Raw genomic sequence first — 18,310 nt, forward strand, 5'->3', positions numbered from 1 at the left:
TCTAGAGACCGAAGCCGCCGAGGCCCTGCGACAACGGGCCCATCTTCTCCTGGGACAGCTGCTGGAGGTTGTCGTTGGCGGCCTGGAAGGCACCGATGACGAGGTCCTGGAGGGTCTCGACGTCGTCGGGGTCGACGACCTGCGGGTCGATGTTCACGGACTGGACCTCGCCGGCACCGCTGATGGTGACCTTGACGAGGCCGTTGCCGGCGGCGCCCTCGACGGTGGAGGCGACGATCTCGGCCTGCGCCTCCTGGAGCTTCTGCTGCATCTGCTGGGCCTGGGCCATGATCTGGTTCATGTCGGGCTGGGGCACGGTGGGTCCTTTCGGGACGGTGGTGAAGGTCGTGAGTGTTCAGGTTTACCGGGGACTGAGTCTACCGGGTGCGCTCAGCCCCGAGGTGCTGCTCCAGCAGCGCCCCGGCGATCTCGAGGGCGGACCGGTGGTCGAGGTTCCCCGAGTTCGGGTCGTCAAGCTGGGCGAGAGCTTCCTCGGCTTCGGCCCGGTGATCATAGGGCACCTGATTCGCGGCACCCTGACCGGAGACGCCGGGAGCCGCCGAGCGGGGGCCGTTCGGCCCGTTCTGATGTCCACCGTAACCGTCGTCCCAGGGTTCGCCGGGCTCCTCCGGCAGCGGGACGCCGTTGAAGCCGTTGTCCGCCGCAGTCGCCGCTGCGGACAGCCGGTTGCTGTTGCGCGCCATGCGGGCACGCCAGCCGGTGAGTTCCTCGACGTTGCTGCTGTTGCCGCCGGTCGCAGGTGCACGATCCTGGGCGGGAGCAGGAGCGGGCGCCTGGGCCGGAACCTGCTGCACCACGGGAACGGACGTCGGGTCCTCGTCCTGGGCCTTGGCCCGGGCCAGGGCGATCGACACAGGATCCTTCGGGTCCGTGGCCGGAGCAGGTTCGGACACCGAATCATTGACCTCCTGGTTCACCCTGTCATCGGAGGTACGCGGTGCGTACCCCTCATGCAAGGGTGAACCGTCGGTGACCCTTTCAGGAGCTGATGCGGGAACCGGCTCAGACCCGGCGTCAGGCGCAGAGACAGGCCCGGGCCGGGAGGCTGATGCGGGCGCGTCGGGGTGCTCAGGGGCCGGTTCCGGCTCGGAAGCTGGCGGCTGGTCAGGCTCCGGATTCCCGGTGCCGTCCGCCTCAGCTTTTCCCGGCGGCGCTCCGACCACTGCATGCACGCTCACCGGTGTGCCGGTCACCTGCTCTGCGGCCGAGGCATAGGCGGCGGCGTGGGTCGGGTTGTTGATGAAGGACGCCAGGGCGCCGGTGTGGTGGTGGAGCACCACACCCGGGGTGCCGTCGGAGGATGGTTCACCGGCGGTCGGGACCGCGTCACGGGCGGCGATCCATGCACTGAGGTCGACTGCGCGGAGTGCTTCGAGGACCTCCGGCCAGCGGGACACCACATCGGGGGTTGCCGAGGACTCCACTGCGGACGCCTCGGGCCGGGATTCCGCCTGGGGCTCAGGAGCCGGCTCCGGTTCGGGAGCAGGCTCCGGAACAGGCTCGGGCTCCGGGGTCGGCTCAGGTGCGGGCCCGGGCTCCGGAGCAGGTTCGGGGGGCAGCTCAGGAGTGGGGGCTGCAGCAGCCGGTTCGGTGGACCGACGTCGGTTGCGGCGCATGATCTCGCGGGCACGCTCGGCCTCGGACATCGTGTCTTCCTGCCCCGACTCCTCTGCAGGCGCCGGGGCAGACTGTGCGGGTTCAGCGGGCTGTGCAGCCTCAGCAGGTGCGGCCGGTTCAACGGGCACGGCAGGTTCATCTACCTGGGCCGGTGCTGATGTCTCAGGCTCAGGTTCGGCCACGGAGGTGGACCCGGCGACCGGGGTCGGAGTCTGTGTCGGCGCCTGGGCCGGAGTCTCGGCCGGAGTCTCGGCCGGAGTCTCGGCCGGAGTCTCGGCCGGAGTCTCGGCCGGCGCCTCAACGGTTGCCGCCTGTTCAGTCGCAGGTGCAGCAGCCTGACGCTGCGACTTGCGCACGTAGCGGGTCGTCCCGGCGACGCCCGGGGCGTCCTCCGGGGCACCCGGTGCAGCACTGGCAGCGCCTGAGGCCCGACCGGCACCTGCCCTCGGCGTGACCTGCCCGGATTCCAGAGCCTCGACGCGTTGTGCGAGTGCCTCCACCGTCATTCCGGCGGCAGGAAGAGCCATCCGGGCGCAGAGGATCTCCAGCAGCAGCCGCGGTGAGGTGGCGCCACGCATCTGCATCAGACCCTCGTTGACCAGTGCGGCACACCGGGTCAGCGTCGCCGTCCCCAGTTCACCGGCCTGGCGGGCGAGCACATCACGTTCATCGACCGGGGCGTCCACCAGGCCGGTGTCGAAGGCGTCCGGCACGGACTGGACGACCAGCAGATCGCGGAAACGGTCGAGCAGGTCGGTGGCGAACCGGCGCGGATCATGCCCCGCGTCGATCACGTCACTGATCACCGAGAAGAGTCCGGCCTGGTCGGCGACGGACAGGGCGTCCACCGCGCGGTCGATGAGGGTCGAATCGGTGACGCCGAGCAGCGCGACCGCCCGCCTGTAGGTCACGCCCTCCGGTCCGGCACCGGCGAGCAGCTGGTCGAGGATCGACAGCGAGTCACGCGGTGAACCACCACCGGCCCGGATGACCAGCGGGTACACGGCGTCCTCGACGGCGACGCCCTCGTCGGTGCAGACCTTCGACAGCAGGCCACGCATGGCCGGCGGGGTGAGCAGGCGGAAGGGATAGTTGTGCGTCCGCGACCGGATCGTCTGGAGCAGCTTCTCCGGCTCGGTCGTCGCGAAGATGAAGATGAGGTGCTCCGGCGGCTCCTCCACGATCTTCAGCAGGGCGTTGAAGCCCGCCGAGGAGATCATGTGCGCCTCATCGATGATGAAGACGCGGTAGCGGGACTCCGCCGGGGCGTAGAACGCACGGTCGCGCAGTTCGCGCATGTCGTCGACACCGTTGTGCGTCGCGGCGTCGAGCTCGGTGACGTCGAGGGTGCCCGGACCACCGGGTGCGAGGGCGACGCAGGAGTCGCACACGCCGCAGGGGGTCGACGTCGGCCCCTCCACGCAGTTCAGGGAGCGGGCGAGAATACGCGCCGAGGAGGTCTTGCCGCAGCCGCGCGGCCCGGAGAACAGGTACGCGTGGTTGATCCTGCCGCTGTCCAGCGAGGTGCACAGCGGTTCGGTCACATGTTCCTGCCCGACGACCTCGGCAAAGGTCGCCGGCCGGTACTTCCTGTAGAGAGCCACGGGGACCAGAGTACAAGGACGCCCGACGCGTTGAACGGGCAACCGTCGGGCACCCTGCCGGGCGCCCGCCGACCGGCTACCGCCAGACGTCGTTGAGGTCGGTGCCGCTGTCCGTCAGCTGCTGCTGTACCGCCCCCAGTCCCTGCGAGGTGGCCACGGAGAACTCCTCGTCCGTGAGCATCACCAGCTGGGCCACCACCGTCATCCGCCCTGGATGGGTCCAGTCGTGGGAGGTGCCACCACCGTGGCGTCCCCCGAAATCGACCTCGTGGACATGCGGGACGCCGTCCTCCCAGAGGAACGGCGGGATGAGCAGACCGTGCTTCGCCGTCATCGTCTCGTCGACGTGCCAACCCAGGTCGGGTAGCAGCAGGCCCGGCTGCGGGGAACGCTGGTGCGGATCCTGGGCGATCATCGTCGCCGCCGCGGTCACCAGATCGGCCGCGGCCCGGGAATGGCGGGTCGTGACAGTGACGAACTCGACGCGCAGGTCAGCACCGTCCTCGGTGACGAGACCGGGTTCGATGCGGGCGGCGTCGAGCGTCATGGCGACGGTCTCGGCCGGGGCGGTCGGGTCCTCCGGGTCACCGGGCCCGCCGATGCTCACGTCGGCGACGGTGAACTCAGGGAAACCCTGCACCACCCGGCGCGTGGTCGTCGTCGGATCGCCGGGGAGCAGGTCAGAGGCCCAGTAGGTCGTCTCCTTGAGATTCACGCGCGCCTACTCCGCGGTGACGCCGGCGGCTTCTGCAGCTTCTGCGGCTTCGATCGCGGCGAGGAGCATGCAGGTCGCCACACCGTCCATCGCCACCTCGATCTCCTCCTGCGGCGGCAGGGACGGGGCGAGGCGGATGTTGCGGTTGTTCGGGTGCGTCCTTCAGCGGGAAGGCCGAGCCGGCGCCGGTCAGCGCGATACCCGCCTCCTTGGCCAGTTCCACGGTGCGCTTCGCGGTGCCGTCGAGCAGGTCGACCGAGATGAAGTAGCCGCCCTCCGGGTGGGTCCACTCGGCGATGTCCAGGCCACCGAGGCGCTTCTCGAGGATCTCGGTGACGGCGCGGAACTTCGGGCCGAGGATGCCGGAGTGCTTGCGCATGACCGAGCGCACGCCCTCGGCGTTGCCGAAGTAGCGGACGTGGGCGAGCTGGTTGATCTTGTTCGGGCCGATGCCGCGGATGGACGCGTACTTCCGGTACCAGTCCAGGTTCTCCTTCGAGGAGTTGAAGAAGGCGACACCGGCACCGGCGAGGGTGATCTTCGAGGTCGAGGACATGGCCCAGAAACGGTTCGGGTTGCCCTGCTCGGCGGCGATACCGACGATGTCCAGGATCTCCGGGAACTCGTCGGTGAGGGTGTGCACGGCGTAGGCGTTGTCCCAGATGATGCGGAAATCGGGGGCTGCGGTCTCCATCGACGCCAGTGCCTCGGCGACCTCACGGGAGACGGTGGCGCCGGTCGGGTTGGAGAACACCGGCACAACCCACATGCCCTTGACCTGGGGGTCCTTGACGAGCTCGCGGATGGCGTCCACGTCGGGGCCGTCCTCGTTCATCGGGACGGTGACCATCTCGTAGCCGAAGGTCTCGGTGATGGAGAAGTGACGGTCGTAACCGGGGACCGGGCAGATCCACTTGATCTTGTCCTCGGCTGACCAGGGGCGCTCGGAATCGTTGTTGCCGAAGCTGTGCGACCAGGAGATGAGGTCGAACATGATGTTCAGGCTGGATGCGTCGCCGGCGACGAGGAGGTCAGCGGGGACGCCGAGAACCTCGGCCCACAGTTCGCGGATCTCACGGATACCGTCGCCACCGCCGTAGTTGCGCGCATCGGTGCCGTCGGCGAGGGTGTGGTCGCCCTCGCCGGGCAGTGCGAGCAGTGACTCTCCGATGTCCAGCTGCTCGGAGGAGGGCTTGCCGCGGGTGAGGTTCAGGCTCAGGTTGCGGGCCTTCAGCTCCCCGTAGGACGCGGTGACCTCGTCCTTGAGCGCGAGCAGTCGGTCGGTGTTGGCTTCGGTCAGCTTCATAGTCCCGCAGGACCTCCTCGACGGTTACGGAACAGGGGGTGGTTCCGTCGGCATATTTCCGTCGCAAGTCTAATGCGCTGCGTCCCGCCGTGTCAGTACCGGCTCCGTCACATGGTCAGGGCACCCTGTCCCCGACTGAGCACTCCCCTGAACCCTTCCCCGCCAAGTCCCCCTTCCCGGAAAATAGAACGGACCTCACGCACCCGCCAGAGCCCGCTTACCCTTGCTGCATTCCTGCCCTGGGGGAGTTCGCAGGATTCACGCCACGTGAGATCCGTCGACCATGGTAGCCCAGGATCCGACTGGTGCCAAAGCACGGGGTGGACCTTGTGCGCGGCCGGAGGCTTCCCGACCCCTTTCCGCCGCACGACCAGCAATTTTGTGACATGCGAACCCCGTGTGTATATTTGTCGGCGGAGGATTCGACTAGCGGCCTATGTCACACGCCTGGAACGCGTGAGGGAGTTACATCCCACAGGGGTTCAAATCCCCTATCCTCCGCCACAGGAACCCCCGGTGTCTTCGGACCCCGGGGGTTTCGTCATCAAGTGTGCCCAGATCGACCCCGGTGACGTACGATCAGTCCGGATAAACCCCGGCCCTTTCTCCCCGACATCTCCGAGAAGGACACCACCCGTACATGGACCATCGCGCATCCGGGCAGCACCGGCGACACGGCGCACCCCGCGTAGCCAGGGGTTCCCGGCACCGTCGGCAGACTGTCGCGCCGCGCATGATGACCAGCTCGCTTCTCGTCGCCGCCGGTGTCGGTGTCGCCACCCTGTCCGGCGTGACGCTGGCGTCCCTGTCCGGGGCGTCCTCCGGATCCTCGGGGAATGTCGTGGTCTTCGGAGACTCCTACTACTCCTCCCCTGATGAGGCCGCCCTGACGCGGTCGTGCGCCCAGTCGGACGCGAACTGGCCGCGACTCGCCGCGGCGGACACCGGCGCCACCGTCCACGACTTCAGCTGTGGTGGGGTGACCTCGGAGACGATGCTCGAGCGGGTCGACGAGGCACTGGCCTCCGGTGATCTCGGCGCGGAGACCGGGACGGTCTTCCTCTCGATCGGCGGCAATGACTTCGCCCACCAGGGCGTGGTCCGCGGCATGAAGATCGACAACCTGGACGGACGCCGCGAGACCGTCCTGACGAACGTGGACACCGCCGTGACGAAGATCCGGGACGCCGCCCCGGACGCGAAGATCGTCTTCTCCAGCTACCTCCCGGCGACGGTCGGGCCCTACGTGTGCCGCACCGACGGCTCGGACGAAGGCGTCCCTCTGCCGGTGTACGACCAGCAGCTCGATGAGGTCGAGGAGTACATCAGCGAGACGATGGCGATCGCCGCGGAGAAGTACGGCGCGGAATTCGTGGACGTCCGTACCGCTGCCGCAGGAAATTCGACGTGCAGCCCGGTCGGCGAACGCTACCTCTCGGGTGAGGAGGGTGCGACAGACGTCCTCATGGCGTGGCACCCCACCGCCGCCGGCTCCCGGTTCATGGCGGACCTGTTCATCCCGGAGATCGTGCGGTAGCCCGAGGTAGCTCCAGGCAGCCCCGGGCGCTTTCTGCCGTCAGGCCTGCGGGAACGCCGCGTCCAGCTCGGCGAGCCAGGCCCGCGCATTACCGTCCGAGGGCGCGCGCCAGTCACCACGCGGCGACAGGGAGCCTGCCGGGGAGACCTTCGGCCCGTTGGGGATCGCGGTGCGCTTGAACTGCGCGAACCCGAAGAAGCGCTGCAGGAATGAGCGCTCCCAGGTCACGATCGTGGCCAGGTCGTAGGTGTACCGGTCCTCGTCGGGGAAACCGGCCGGCCATTCGCCGACCTCGGCGTCCTTCCAGGCGTGCCAGGCGAGGAAGGCGATCTTGGAGGGACGCAGTCCCGCGAGAATGTGCCAGAGTGTGAAGTCGTGCAGGGCGTAGGGACCGATGGCGGACTCGGTGGACTGCACCTTGCCGTCGGCACCTGGTGGGACGAGTTCAGGGCTGATCTCGGTGTCGAGGACGGACTGCAGGACCTCTACCGTCGCGGCGTCCACCCCTTCGCGCTCGGCGATGACCCAACGGATGAGGTGCTGCATGAGCGTCTTCGGCACACCACTGTTCACGCCGTAGTGGCTCATCTGGTCGCCGACGCCGTAGGTGCACCAGCCCAGTGCGATCTCGGAGAGGTCGCCGGTGCCGACGACGATGCCACCGTGGTGGTTGGCCAGGCGGAAGAGGTAGTCCGTACGCAGGCCCGCCTGGACATTCTCGAAGGTGACGTCGTAGACCGGCTCACCGTCGCCGAAGGGGTGGTGCATCTTCTTCAGCATCTCGGTGGCTGCGGGGACGATGTCGATGGTCTCGATGGACGCGCCGATCGCCTCGGCGAGCTTCACGGCATTGGACTTCGTGTGGTCGCTCGTCGCGAAACCGGGCATGGTGTAGGCGAGGATGTCGGAGCGCGGACGCCCGGCGCGGTCCATCGCACGGGCGACGACCAGCAGCGCGTGGGTGGAATCCAGCCCACCGGAGACGCCGATGACCGGCTTCGGGTTGCCGATGGCGGAGAGCCGCTGGGCCAGGCCGGCGACCTGGATGTTGAAGGCCTCATAGCAGTCCTGGGCCAACCGGGCAGGATCACCGGGGACGAACGGGAAGCGGGCGAGATCGCGACGCAGTCCGATCTCATACTGCGGCGGGTCGAGGGTGAACTCGACGGTGCGGTAATCCCGTTCCCCCAGATCAGCGAGGGTGCGACGGTTGTCGTCGAAGGTGCCCTGGCGCAGCCGGGCCTGCCGGATGCTGTCGAGATCAACGTCGGCGACTGAGTAGCGCATCCCGTCGGGGAAACGCTCCGTCTCCTTCAGAAGGACGCCACGCTCATGGATCATGGTCAGCCCGTCCCAGGCGACGTCGTTGGTGGATTCGCCCTGGCCGGCGGCGGCGTAGACGTAGGCGGCCTGACACCGCAGGGACGCCGAGGACGCCAGCAGGTGGCGGTCATCTGCACGGCGCTGGGTGATGGGACTGCCGGAGAGGTTGAGAAGGACGCTCGCGCCGGCGAGTGCGGCCCGGGCACCCGGCGGGACGGGTACCCACATGTCCTCGCAGATCTCCGTGTGCACGGTCAATCCGGGTACATCGACGGCCTCGAACAGCAGATCGGTGCCGAAGAGTGCCCGGTTGTCGCCGATGCGGATGGTGGCGTCCTGGATATCATCACCGGGGGCGTACCAGCGGCGTTCGTAGAACTCGCGGTAGGTCGGCAGGTTGGACTTGGGGACGACGCCGAGGATCTCGCCGCGGTGGATGACGACCGCGCAGTTGTAGAGGCGGTTGCCGTGCTGCAGGGGTGCGCCGACGACAAGGACGGGCATGAGGTCGAAACTCGCGGCGACGAGGGTTTCGACGGCGTCGGCGACGGCCTCGAGCAGGACGTCCTGGAGGACGAGGTCGTCGATGGCGTAGCCGGTGAGGCTGAGCTCGGGGAACACGGCGACGGCGACGTGGTCGCCGTGCAGTTCGCGGGCGGCGTCGAGGATGGTCCGTGCGTTGGTCGCGGGGTCGGCGACGGAGACCGGGACGGTGACGGCGGCGACGCGGGCGAAGCCGTGGGCGTAGGCCCCGGCGGTGGGCTGATCAGGCTGATCGGACATGCTCACCAGTGTGCCAGGCGGGTGGCGGTGAGGTACGGCGGGTGGCTGGTCCGGTGTCCTGGACAGCATGTCCGCATCACGCAGCCTGAGGTCGTTCAGCCTCCTCCGCCACCGACCTCACGGTGCGTGATGCCGACATCACTGACATCGCAGATCATCAAGAATCGGGAATACGCGGCCACCACCACAAGTTGTGCCTGGAATGAGCACAATCGGAATCATCGGCTCCGGCCTTATCGGAGCAACAGTCGCACGTCTCGCCGTCCAGGGTGGCCACCAGGTCGTCCTGTCCAACTCCCGCGAACCCCGCACCCTGCTGCCGTTGGTCGCGGCACTCGGACCGAACGCCCGCGCCGCCACCCCGGTCGAGGCAGCGGAAGCGGGCGACATCGTGGTCGTCAGCGTCCCGCTCGGCGCCCTCGCCGACATCCCCGTTGAACCGCTGGCAGGCAAGACGGTCATCGACACCTCCAACTACTACTGGCAGCGCGACGGCCACATCGATGCACTCGACAACCGCGAGGTCACCACCTCGAAGTACCTCCAGGACCGCCTGCCGAGCTCCCCCGTCGTCAAGGCCTTCAACAACATCAACTTCGCCCACCTCGGCCGTCTCGCCCGCCCTTCCGGGGATCCGGAGCGCACCTCCCTGATCATCGCCGGCGACAACGAGGACGCCAAGACCGAGGTCACGACCTTCCTCGACACGCTGGGCTACAACACCCTCGACGCCGGTCCCCTGTCCGAGGGTCGCCGCTTCGACAACGGCCAGCCCGCCTACGGCCGCCCGTACCTCACCCCGGACGCGAACCCCACCGACATCCTGTCGATGGGACCGGGCCGTCCCGCCGCCGACGAAGAGCTCCGGGACGCACTGGCCGCCGCCGAGCTGCCTGCCTGACCAGGCATCACCGGAGATCCGCACCGGACGCCCGGGGAGGGCGAACAAGGGTAGCCTTACGCCATGTATCTCGGCGTCCTCCCCTCCAGTCCGTGGCAGCACCAGCGCATCTGGCCCGCCTCCCCCGACTTCACCGCGCATTCCATGGAGCCGGCGCTCTACACCCGCCTCGCCCGTACCTGCGACCGGGCGGGGATCGACGTCCTCTTCCTGCCGGACAAGCAGGTCGCGAACGCCTCCCCGCCGGACCCGACCGTCGCCGACTCCTGGTTCGACCCGCTCACGATATTCGCCTACCTCGCCGCCGTCACCGACCGCATCGGACTGGTCCCCACCCTGTCCACCACCTGGTTCGAGCCCTACCCCCTGGCCCGCCAGATCCTCAGCCTCGACCACCTCTCCGGCGGCCGCGCCGGCTGGAACGCCGTCTCCTCCCACCCTGGCCTGGAGGACGCCAACTTCGGACACCGTCCGGTACTGACCCGCGAGCAGATGAAGGCCCGGCATGCCGAGGCCGTTTCCCTGGTCAAGGACCTGTGGACCAGTTGGGACTCCGACGCCGTCACCCACGACGCCGCCACCGGGCAGTGGTTCCGGCCCGGATCGGTGCATCCGGTCGACCACCACGGTAGGTTCTTCGACGTCACGGGGCCTCTGACGCTCTGCCGGTCCCCGCAGGATTCGCCGGTGCTGTTCATGGCCGGGGCGTCCGAGAACTTCCTGCACACCGCGGCGAAGGATGCCGACGTCGTCTTCACCGCGCGCAACGATGTCGACGCCGCCCGCACCATGGCGCTGACCCTGGCGTCCTTCTCCGAAGAGGAAGGACGCGGCGACGGGGCTCCCCGCCTGATGCCCGGATTCTTCGTCTCCGCCAGCAGCTTTCCGGAGTACGGGACGGATGCACAGTCATGGGTTCCGGGAATGCACTTCCATTCTCCGGCAGGGCCGGAACCTGCCACCGGTGCCGAGGTCGCCGCCGAGATGGTGCGGATCGTGGAGGAGACGGGGATCGACGGCTTCATCGTCATGCCCCGGCAGATCCCCGAGGACATCACCTTCCTCTGCGACGAGGTCGTCCCGGCCCTGGTGGAACTCGGTGCGCGGCCGGAGCCGTCAGGCAACCCGGAAGCAGCACCGTCGACCCTGCGCGCCAACCTCGGGTTCGTCTGAGTCCGCTCCCCCACCACCGGTTCCGCAGACTTCAGTACCGCGCCACCGCCCGCACCGGTGCCCCGTCGCCGCCGGCGATGCTCAGCGGCAGTGCGGTGAACTCCACGGTCCGCGGCAGGCCGGTGAGTCCGCGCAGGTTCTCGATGATCAGCCGGTCCGCCCCGAGCACCTGCACCCCGGCCTCCACCAGCGCGGACGCTGCGTCCTCGGTCAACACCGGATGGCGCGGGTAGTCGTCGGTCCCCCAGAACCGGTCCCATCCGGTGGCGAGCAGCACGATCCTGGGCAGTCCGTCCGAGGTGCCCGGCCCTGACGTGGACCCTGCCGCTGCCTGTCCTGCCCGACCGGACCACGCATCCACCAGCATCTCCGCGTCGATCCGCTCCCCCGGCGCGAGATCCGGAAGGTGGACGACTGCGGCGTCCCCCGTGAGTTCCTCCGGCGCCACCTGATCGACGGTGCGTCCCCTGCGGTCCATGGCCGCGAGCGTACCGCCGGTGTCAGGCCGGGACACCGCCGAGTGTGCACCGACAGATCCAAACATCCGTGCCACCGTCCGGTCTGTTTGTCGGCGCAAACTCGGGGGATGCACGTCAGGCCAGACGTCAAGGAGCGCAGACCGCCACAGGCGCCTACAGCACGCGGTGTCGCCCGATCGGCAGCACCAGCGGCGTACCCGAGACCGGATCAGGGATGATCCGGGAGTTCAGACCGAAGACCTTCTCCACCAGATCCTCGGTGAATACCTCTTCGGGCTCACCCTGTGCCTCCACTCCCCCGTCGGCGATCATGACGATCCGGTCGCAGTAGCGTGCCGCGAGGTTGAGGTCGTGCAGCACCATGACGATGGTGATGCCACTGTCCGCGTTGAGGTCGGTGAGCAGGTCCAGCACCTCGACCTGGTGGGCCACATCGAGGTAGGTCGTCGGCTCGTCGAGCAGCAGCAGGTCGGTCTGCTGCGCCAGTGCCATCGCGATCCACACCCGCTGCCGCTGTCCACCGGACAGTTCGTCCACCGCCCGGTCCGCCAGCTCCGCGGTTCCGGTGGTGTCCAGGGCGAAGGCCACCGCCTCATCGTCGGCCGACGACCAGCGGGACATGATGCCCTGGTGCGGGTGGCGTCCGCGTCCGACGAGGTCGGCGACGGTGATGCCCTCCGGGGCGATCGGAGACTGCGGCAGGAGGCCGAGCGTCCTCGCCAGCTCCTTCGCCGGCATGGAGTGCACGTCCTTCCCGTCGAGCAGGACCGTTCCCGTCGTCGGCTTGAGCAGGCGGGACATGGACTTGAGCAGCGTGGACTTGCCGCACGCGTTCGCACCGAGGATGCCGGTGATCTTCCCGGGCAGGACCGACAGGTCGATGCCGTGGATGACGGCATGGTCGCCGTAGCCCAGCGACAGCCCTTCCACGGACAGTGAATGGGATTCGGTCACAGCGAGCCTCCGGAACGGTTGGTGCGGATGATGAGGTAGATCAGGTACGGGGCGCCGAGCACGCCGGTCACCACGCCGACCGGGTAGCGGGTGTCGAAGAGCCACTGTCCGGCGAAGTCACCGACGAGCACGAGCAGGGCGCCGACGAACGCGGCGGGGATCAGCAGCGAGGTCCCCGGTCCCACCAGGCGTCCGGCGATCGGGCCGGCGAGGAAGGCGACGAAGGCGATCGGGCCGGCCGCGGCGGTCGCGAAGGCGATGAGTCCGACCGCCAGGACGGTCACGATCAGGCGCGTCCGGGTGACGTTGACGCCCAGGGCGGCGGCGGTGTCGTCGCCGAGCTGGGTGGCCGACAGGTCGCGCGACCGGGTGAGCAGCAGTGGAGCGAGGACCACGAAGGCGACTGCGACGGGGATGACGTTGTTCCAGTCCGCCCCGTTGAGGCTGCCGGTGAGCCACCGCATCGCCTCCTGCGTGTCCCACGACTGCGCCCGGGCGAGCTGCCAGTTCGTCAGCGACGACAGGATCGCGGACACACCGATGCCTATGAGGATCAGTCGGGTGCCGGCCACCCCGCCCTTCCAGGACAGCAGGAAGATCGTCACGGCCACGGCCAGTGCGGCGAGGATGGCGAAGACGGAGGTGGCGGTGCTGGACCAGTGCAGCGTGAGGATGGAGAACACCGCCGCCGCCGAAGCACCTGAACTGATGCCGATGATGTCCGGGCTGGCCAGCGGGTTGCGCAGCATGGTCTGGAAGACCACGCCGCCGAGTCCGAAGCACAGGCCGCAGATCAGTGCCAGGCAGGCGCGCGGCAGGCGGAGGCGTCCGACGGTGAAGGACGCCCCGGACACTTTCTCGCCGATGATGACGCGCCACACATCCGAGAACGGGTAGAAGGTATGACCGAAGAGCAGGGAGGCGACCCAGAATCCGATCACGAGAACGCCGAGGATGCCGACGACGGTCCACCAACGACGGGCACGGGCCTTGCGCTGCGTGATGACGGCGTTGAGAGTGGTGGGGATCGTCACAGCGCACGCACCTTCTGCCGGCGGACGATGGCGATGAACACGGGTGCTCCGATGATGGCGGTGAGAATGCCGACCTGGAGTTCCTCCGGGCGGGCCAGGATGCGGCCCAGGATGTCTGCGCCGGTGAGCAGCACTGCGCCGGCGACGGCGGAGAACGGGATCAGCCAGCGATGGTCGACGCCGATGAGCAGGCGGCAGGCGTGCGGGACGACGAGTCCGACGAAGCCGATGGGGCCGGTCACGGCGGTCGCCGCACCACAGAGCACCACGGCTCCCAGGGCGGCGGTCGCCCGGGTGACCCACACGCGCTCACCGAGCCCGGCGGCGAGTTCGTCGCCGAGGGCCAGCGAATTCAGGCCGCGGGCGGAGAGGAGGCACAGCAGGAAGCCGACCACGAGGAAGGGCAGGGCCAGGCGGATCGAGTCCCAGGTTCCGCCACCGACGCCACCGATCTCCCAGCTCTTGGTGAGGTCGACGATGTCGGTGCGGGTCAGCGTCACCGCACTGATGAAGGAGGTCAGCGCGGCAGCGGTCGCGGAACCCGCCAGGGCCAGTTTCAGTGGTGTGGTGCCGCCGTGACCGAGGGAGCCGATGACGTAGACGAAGACGGCGGTGACCGCCGAACCGGCCAGCGCCAGCCAGATGTACTGGCTGGCGCTGGACAGTCCGAGGTAGGCGATACCGAGGACCACGGCGAGCGCGGCACCGGTGTTGATGCCGAGGATGCCTGGGTCGGCCAGCGGGTTGCGGGTCACGCCCTGCATCACCGCGCCGGAGATACCGAGGGCGGCACCGGCGATGACCGCGAGCAGCGTCCGGGGAATGCGCTTGGCGACCACACCTTCCGCGAAGGTGTCCCGGTTGCCGAGGTAGGCGGACCAGATGTCGCCCAGGCCGACATGTCTGGAGCCGATGGCAGTGGACAGGGCGATGACGGCGACGAGGACGCCGACCGCCACGATGAGCCAGGTGGTCCGCATCACCGTGGAGCGACGCAGCCGTTCGGCTGTTGTTTCTGCTGTGGTTGTCTCTGCAGCGGTTGCCTCTGCAGTGGTGACGGCGTCCGTCATGGTGTCGTGCTGTGCCTTACCCTGTACGTCCTACCTGGCCTTGGCTGCGGCCTCGTCGAGCACCTTGAGGTAGTCGTCGAGGATGTAGGAGATGGCGAGCGGGGTCGGGTTGGCGGCGGTGCCGAGGGCGTCGTCACCGAGCAGAACCACGGCGCCGTTCCTGATCGCCGGGATCTGGCCGAGCACCGGGTCATCCTGCAGGGTCTTCAGCATTTCCTCGTCACCGTAGGTGACGATGATCTCGACGTCGTCGAAGACATCGGACTGCTCGGCGGAAAGGGTACCGGCGAACTCGTCGTTCTCGTCGGACCACTTCTGGATGGAGTCCGGGGTGGCCATGCCGAGGTCCTCGAAGAACTGCGGACGGGCGTCGTGGGCGGAGTAGAAGCTGACCTGGCTGAGGTCGGTGGGGTCGACGTGGGTGAGGAACATGGTCTTCCTGCCCGCGACCGCCGGGTATTCGGCGGCCTTGTCGGAGATCTCGGTCTCGAGGTCGGAGATGAGCTGCGTGCCCTCGTCCTCAAGACCCAGGGCCTTGGACTCGATCTCGATGTTCTCGCGCCAGGTGGTACCCCAGGCGACCTGGTCCTTCGGGAAGGGCACGGTCGGGGCGATCTCGGAGAGGCGGTCGTAGTCCTCCTCGGTCAGCCCGGAGTAGCCGGCGAGGATGACGTCGGGCCGGGTGTCCGCGACAGCCTCGAAGTCCACGCCGTCGGTCTCGTCGAAGAGCACCGGGGCGTCCTCGCCGGTGGCGCCGAGCTCGTCGAGCTTGTCCTGGACCCACGGGAGGACTTCGGAGCCGCCGAAGTTGGCCTCGGCCATACCGACGGGGACGACGCCGAGGGCCAGCGGGACCTCCTGGTTGGACCAGTTCACGGTGGCGACACGCTCCGGGGTACCGTCGATCTCGGTGGTACCGAAGGCGTGCTCGATGGTGATCTCACCGCCGTCGGAACCGTCATCGGAGGAACAGGCGGCCAGGGAGAGGCCGAGGACGGCGGCCGAGGCCAGGGCCAGCGGACGGATGAACCGCTTGAGCCGGGATGTGGGGGACATGGGTGACCTTTCAGGCAGGAGCTCTTGAAACCTGCCCTAACGTAGTGCAGCCTTGCCTGTGGGTCAATCACGCAAGAATGACATTCGCTTGCGTAAAATGGACAATCTACTGGTCTCCCCCGTGAAACTGCCCCGGCGTCGTCCCTGTGACCCGCCGGAACGCCGTGGTGAACGAACTCGCGGAGCCGTATCCCACGGCCGCAGCAACCTCGGCGACCCCCAGGCCCTGTCCGAGCATCGTCGCTGCGTAATGCACCCGCGCCGCGGTGATCCACCGGGCGAAGCCCATACCGGTCTCCGACTCGAAGGCGCGTGTCACGGTGCGGGTACTGACCCCCAGTTCCCTGGCCCAGGCTTTGAGGGTGCGGGTATCTGCAGGGTTCTTCTGCACCGATTCAACGATTGGTGCGACAAGCGGCGCAGTCGGCACGCGGAGCACCAGCCCGTTGTCGCTGGGCGTGAGGACATCGAAGATCATCTGCTCGGTCGTCCGGTGCGCCTCATTGTCGAGCTCCTCGGTGACGAGCCGCTCGAGCAGCAGCCGCAGCAGATCCGTGAGGTCCACCGCCACCGGGTGGGATGCCAGCGGCATGGTGTCCGCACCGAAGTGCACGGCGAGCTGCCGAGAACCGGCGGGGGTGCTGCCGGAGTGCGGGGTCCCCGCGGGAATCCACAGCCCGACGGTGCGCGTCACGGTCCAGACACGTTGCCCGATGACCGCGTGCCCCACCCCGCACTCGTTCCAGATCAGCTCATGGGTGGGGTGCGAGTGGTCCCTCCACCACGTCTCCCGGACGTGCTCTTCCTGATTACCGAAGGCCCGGACGGGGAAGCGGAGCGCACCGGCCGGGTACATGGGCAGGTGCCTGGTGTCCACGGAAGTCACGGCGTCCACCCTATCGGAATCACCGTCCCGACTCCGGACGGACAGCATCCGGGAATGAGGCCAGGTTTACCATTGCTCTTTACGGTGGTTACTCACTAATATGCTTCCTCATGCGTATCCCCACATTCAGCACCGGACGTCCTGCCGGACGCCGCCTCCGGACCACGGCCCTCGCCCTGACCGTCACGGCAGCACTGGCGGGATCCCTCGCTGCCTGCTCCGACGATGATTCAGACTCGTCAGACTCCTCCGCGACCGCAGCCCAGTCCGGCGCGGTCGAGGTGACCCACACGATGGGCACCACCGAGGTCCCCGCTGACCCGGGGAAGATCATCAGCTTCTCCCCCGCCTTCACCGACGCCTTCTCCGCACTGGGCCGGCCGGTGGATGTGGAGTACCGCACTGACTTCTACGGTGAGCCTGGTCCGTGGGAGAACGGTGATTCCGGTGAGACCGTCACCTACCCGATGACCGGAACCCCGGACGTGGAGAAGGTCGCCGAAGCCGATCCGGACGTCATCTTCGCCGGATACCTGCCGGATCAGGCGACGTACGACCGTTACAACCAGATCGCCCCGACCATTGCCACCGTCGGTTCCTCGCCGATGTCCGATGACTGGCGTGAGGCCACCACCGTCGCCGGTGACGTCCTCGGTAAGAGTGACGAAGCCGAGAGCCTCATCGCGGACGCTGATCAGGCCTTCGCCGATGCGAAGGAGAACCACCCGACACTTGACGGTGCAACCGGCACCTTCGGCCAGATCAGTGAACAGGGCCTGGCCGTGGTCACCGGAGATTCCGACCCGGCCAATGTCTTCCTCACCGACCTCGGCATCGTGATCCCCGAGGAGATCAAGGCCGCCAGCCGGGACGGGAGCCGTGCCTTCATCTCCGAGGAGAACACCGACCTGCTCAACACCGATCTGCTGTACATGTGGCCGGTCGGGGTCGAGGCAAAGGACGTCCCCACCACGGTGAAGGGCTGGGACCAGCTCACCCCGGTGAAGAACGGCACTGCCTTCCTCGCCGACACGGACGCCGCGATGGCCATCAGCACCCCGACCATCCTGTCGGTGGTCTGGGAACTCGAGCAGCTGGAGGACACCTTCACCGCCCTCGACGAGGCCGCCGAGTAGCACCGGACAACCACCCTCCCACCGCCGGTAGAATCGACTCCATGATCTCCAGACGCCGGTCGGTGGGCCGCCCTTCCAGAACTTCACTGGATGCCCTGCAGGACGCCGCCCTGGCCCTCGGCCTCGACAGTTTCACCCTCGCCGCCGTGGCAAAGGAGGTCGGTGTCGCCGAAGCGACGGTCTACAACTACGTCGACAGTCGCGACGAGCTGTACCGCGGTACCTGCGACCGGTTGTTCGCCGGTGTCGATCTGGAGCCGGCACCTGACACGGACTCGGGCACATGGATGGACTACATGGACGCAGTCAGTGCCCGGGTCGTCCCGCTCGCCACCGCCCACCCGGGGTTCGCCGAATACCTGTTCTACGGCCCCTTCGGTCCGGAGACACGGCGCATCTACTCGACCATGGTGGCGGAGGTCATGCGGCGACGGCCGGAGCTGGATGCCAATGCCGCGTACTTCGTGGCGTCCCGGACCTTCATGAGTTCACTGACCACGGCACCCTTCCCCCATCTGCACGACGCCGGCACCTGGCTGCGTCACTCACTGATGCGGGGGATGGAGCAGCAGATCGAGGCCGGAAACCTGCCGCACATGGACGGCGACTGGAGCGATGTCCTGGACCACGACGGGACGCCGGGCACGTAAAGGGTACGGCAGGGGTCCCCATGGATGTGACAGTCCGCGATCCGGGCCCGGCGCGCCGGTCGATC

The 18,310-nt window shown here is 68.1% G+C and carries 15 protein-coding genes, 1 tRNA gene, 1 other RNA gene and 1 pseudogene; 6 read left to right on the forward strand and 12 right to left on the reverse strand.

Annotated elements, in window-relative coordinates:
• Position 1: 1 nt before the first annotated feature.
• From ACZ9GM_RS10420 to ffs, 5 genes and pseudogenes are all read right to left on the reverse strand, one after another.
• Entirely contained in the window at positions 2-316 is a 315-nt protein-coding gene (locus ACZ9GM_RS10420; protein WP_291474669.1) for a YbaB/EbfC family nucleoid-associated protein, read from the reverse strand.
• Between the two features lie 61 nt (positions 317-377).
• Positions 378-3,242, reverse strand: coding sequence for a DNA polymerase III subunit gamma and tau (locus tag ACZ9GM_RS10425; RefSeq protein WP_476037788.1), 2,865 nt, complete (start codon positions 3,240-3,242; stop codon positions 378-380).
• Between the two features lie 76 nt (positions 3,243-3,318).
• Complete coding sequence (locus tag ACZ9GM_RS10430) at positions 3,319-3,957, reverse strand: hypothetical protein (protein ID WP_291474667.1); 639 nt, start codon at positions 3,955-3,957, stop codon at positions 3,319-3,321.
• A gap of 6 nt (positions 3,958-3,963) precedes the next feature.
• Positions 3,964-5,263 (reverse strand): annotated as a pseudogene (locus ACZ9GM_RS10435) (aspartate aminotransferase type Ic).
• Between the two features lie 183 nt (positions 5,264-5,446).
• Positions 5,447-5,543: signal recognition particle sRNA small type (gene ffs, locus ACZ9GM_RS10440), an RNA gene on the reverse strand.
• A 135-nt stretch (positions 5,544-5,678) separates the two neighbouring features.
• Between ffs and ACZ9GM_RS10445 the strand changes: the two genes are divergently transcribed.
• Together ACZ9GM_RS10445 and ACZ9GM_RS10450 are read left to right on the forward strand one after the other, a co-directional pair.
• Positions 5,679-5,767: transfer RNA gene (locus ACZ9GM_RS10445), tRNA-Ser, on the forward strand.
• A gap of 229 nt (positions 5,768-5,996) precedes the next feature.
• Positions 5,997-6,800, forward strand: a complete 804-nt coding sequence (locus ACZ9GM_RS10450) for an SGNH/GDSL hydrolase family protein (protein WP_476037789.1) — start codon at positions 5,997-5,999, stop codon at positions 6,798-6,800.
• A 39-nt stretch (positions 6,801-6,839) separates the two neighbouring features.
• Here ACZ9GM_RS10450 and ACZ9GM_RS10455 read toward each other — a convergent pair whose 3' ends face one another.
• Entirely contained in the window at positions 6,840-8,906 is a 2,067-nt protein-coding gene (locus ACZ9GM_RS10455) for an NAD(+) synthase (protein ID WP_291474664.1), read from the reverse strand.
• 202 nt (positions 8,907-9,108) lie between these two features.
• Here ACZ9GM_RS10455 and ACZ9GM_RS10460 point away from each other — a divergent pair, with 202 nt between their 5' ends.
• Positions 9,109-9,807, forward strand: coding sequence for an NADPH-dependent F420 reductase (locus ACZ9GM_RS10460; RefSeq protein WP_476037790.1), 699 nt, complete (start codon positions 9,109-9,111; stop codon positions 9,805-9,807).
• A 63-nt stretch (positions 9,808-9,870) separates the two neighbouring features.
• Positions 9,871-10,980: an LLM class flavin-dependent oxidoreductase gene (locus tag ACZ9GM_RS10465; RefSeq protein WP_476037791.1), complete on the forward strand. Its 1,110-nt coding sequence runs from the start codon at positions 9,871-9,873 to the stop codon at positions 10,978-10,980.
• A 31-nt stretch (positions 10,981-11,011) separates the two neighbouring features.
• On the opposite strand, the gene ACZ9GM_RS10470 is transcribed toward ACZ9GM_RS10465, so the two are convergent.
• The 6 genes from ACZ9GM_RS10470 to ACZ9GM_RS10495 all read right to left on the reverse strand — a co-directional run bounded on the left by ACZ9GM_RS10470 (position 11,012) and on the right by ACZ9GM_RS10495 (position 16,459).
• The gene (locus ACZ9GM_RS10470) at positions 11,012-11,458 is read right to left on the reverse strand and encodes a cyclase family protein (RefSeq protein ID WP_476037792.1); all 447 of its coding nucleotides are present in this window, start codon (positions 11,456-11,458) and stop codon (positions 11,012-11,014) included.
• A 154-nt stretch (positions 11,459-11,612) separates the two neighbouring features.
• Positions 11,613-12,413, reverse strand: a complete 801-nt coding sequence (locus tag ACZ9GM_RS10475) for an ABC transporter ATP-binding protein (RefSeq protein ID WP_291474660.1) — start codon at positions 12,411-12,413, stop codon at positions 11,613-11,615.
• Positions 12,410-13,441, reverse strand: coding sequence for a FecCD family ABC transporter permease (locus ACZ9GM_RS10480; protein ID WP_476038345.1), 1,032 nt, complete (start codon positions 13,439-13,441; stop codon positions 12,410-12,412). Before ACZ9GM_RS10480 ends, ACZ9GM_RS10475 begins: the two co-directional genes overlap by 4 nt.
• 2 nt (positions 13,442-13,443) lie before the next feature.
• The gene (locus ACZ9GM_RS10485) at positions 13,444-14,517 is read right to left on the reverse strand and encodes a FecCD family ABC transporter permease (protein WP_476037793.1); all 1,074 of its coding nucleotides are present in this window, start codon (positions 14,515-14,517) and stop codon (positions 13,444-13,446) included.
• A gap of 30 nt (positions 14,518-14,547) precedes the next feature.
• On the reverse strand, positions 14,548-15,573 hold the full coding sequence (locus ACZ9GM_RS10490; protein ID WP_291474658.1) for an iron-siderophore ABC transporter substrate-binding protein: 1,026 nt from the start codon (positions 15,571-15,573) through the stop codon (positions 14,548-14,550).
• 106 nt (positions 15,574-15,679) lie between these two features.
• Entirely contained in the window at positions 15,680-16,459 is a 780-nt protein-coding gene (locus ACZ9GM_RS10495) for a helix-turn-helix domain-containing protein (protein ID WP_291474657.1), read from the reverse strand.
• A gap of 110 nt (positions 16,460-16,569) precedes the next feature.
• On the opposite strand from ACZ9GM_RS10495, the gene ACZ9GM_RS10500 reads away from it, so the two are divergent.
• Both ACZ9GM_RS10500 and ACZ9GM_RS10505 read left to right on the forward strand, forming a co-directional pair.
• The gene (locus tag ACZ9GM_RS10500) at positions 16,570-17,595 is read left to right on the forward strand and encodes an ABC transporter substrate-binding protein (protein WP_476037794.1); all 1,026 of its coding nucleotides are present in this window, start codon (positions 16,570-16,572) and stop codon (positions 17,593-17,595) included.
• Positions 17,596-17,636: 41 nt separating this feature from the next.
• Positions 17,637-18,245: a TetR/AcrR family transcriptional regulator gene (locus ACZ9GM_RS10505; RefSeq protein ID WP_291474655.1), complete on the forward strand. Its 609-nt coding sequence runs from the start codon at positions 17,637-17,639 to the stop codon at positions 18,243-18,245.
• Positions 18,246-18,310: the final 65 nt, after the last annotated feature.

It is taken from the genome of Corynebacterium sp. UD i78 (assembly GCF_056280545.1).

Excerpts from the sequence above, each read along its gene's own strand:
- ACZ9GM_RS10450 (WP_476037789.1), top strand. The coding sequence starts at position 5,997 with ATGATGACCAGCTCGCTTCTCGTCGCCGCCGGTGTCGGTGTCGCCACC.
- ACZ9GM_RS10455 (WP_291474664.1), bottom strand. The coding sequence starts at position 8,906 with ATGTCCGATCAGCCTGATCAGCCCACCGCCGGGGCCTACGCCCACGGC.
- ACZ9GM_RS10460 (WP_476037790.1), top strand. The coding sequence starts at position 9,109 with ATGAGCACAATCGGAATCATCGGCTCCGGCCTTATCGGAGCAACAGTC.
- ACZ9GM_RS10465 (WP_476037791.1), top strand. The coding sequence starts at position 9,871 with ATGTATCTCGGCGTCCTCCCCTCCAGTCCGTGGCAGCACCAGCGCATC.
- ACZ9GM_RS10470 (WP_476037792.1), bottom strand. The coding sequence starts at position 11,458 with ATGGACCGCAGGGGACGCACCGTCGATCAGGTGGCGCCGGAGGAACTC.
- ACZ9GM_RS10485 (WP_476037793.1), bottom strand. The coding sequence starts at position 14,517 with ATGACGGACGCCGTCACCACTGCAGAGGCAACCGCTGCAGAGACAACC.
- ACZ9GM_RS10490 (WP_291474658.1), bottom strand. The coding sequence starts at position 15,573 with ATGTCCCCCACATCCCGGCTCAAGCGGTTCATCCGTCCGCTGGCCCTG.
- ACZ9GM_RS10500 (WP_476037794.1), top strand. The coding sequence starts at position 16,570 with ATGCGTATCCCCACATTCAGCACCGGACGTCCTGCCGGACGCCGCCTC.
- ACZ9GM_RS10505 (WP_291474655.1), top strand. The coding sequence starts at position 17,637 with ATGATCTCCAGACGCCGGTCGGTGGGCCGCCCTTCCAGAACTTCACTG.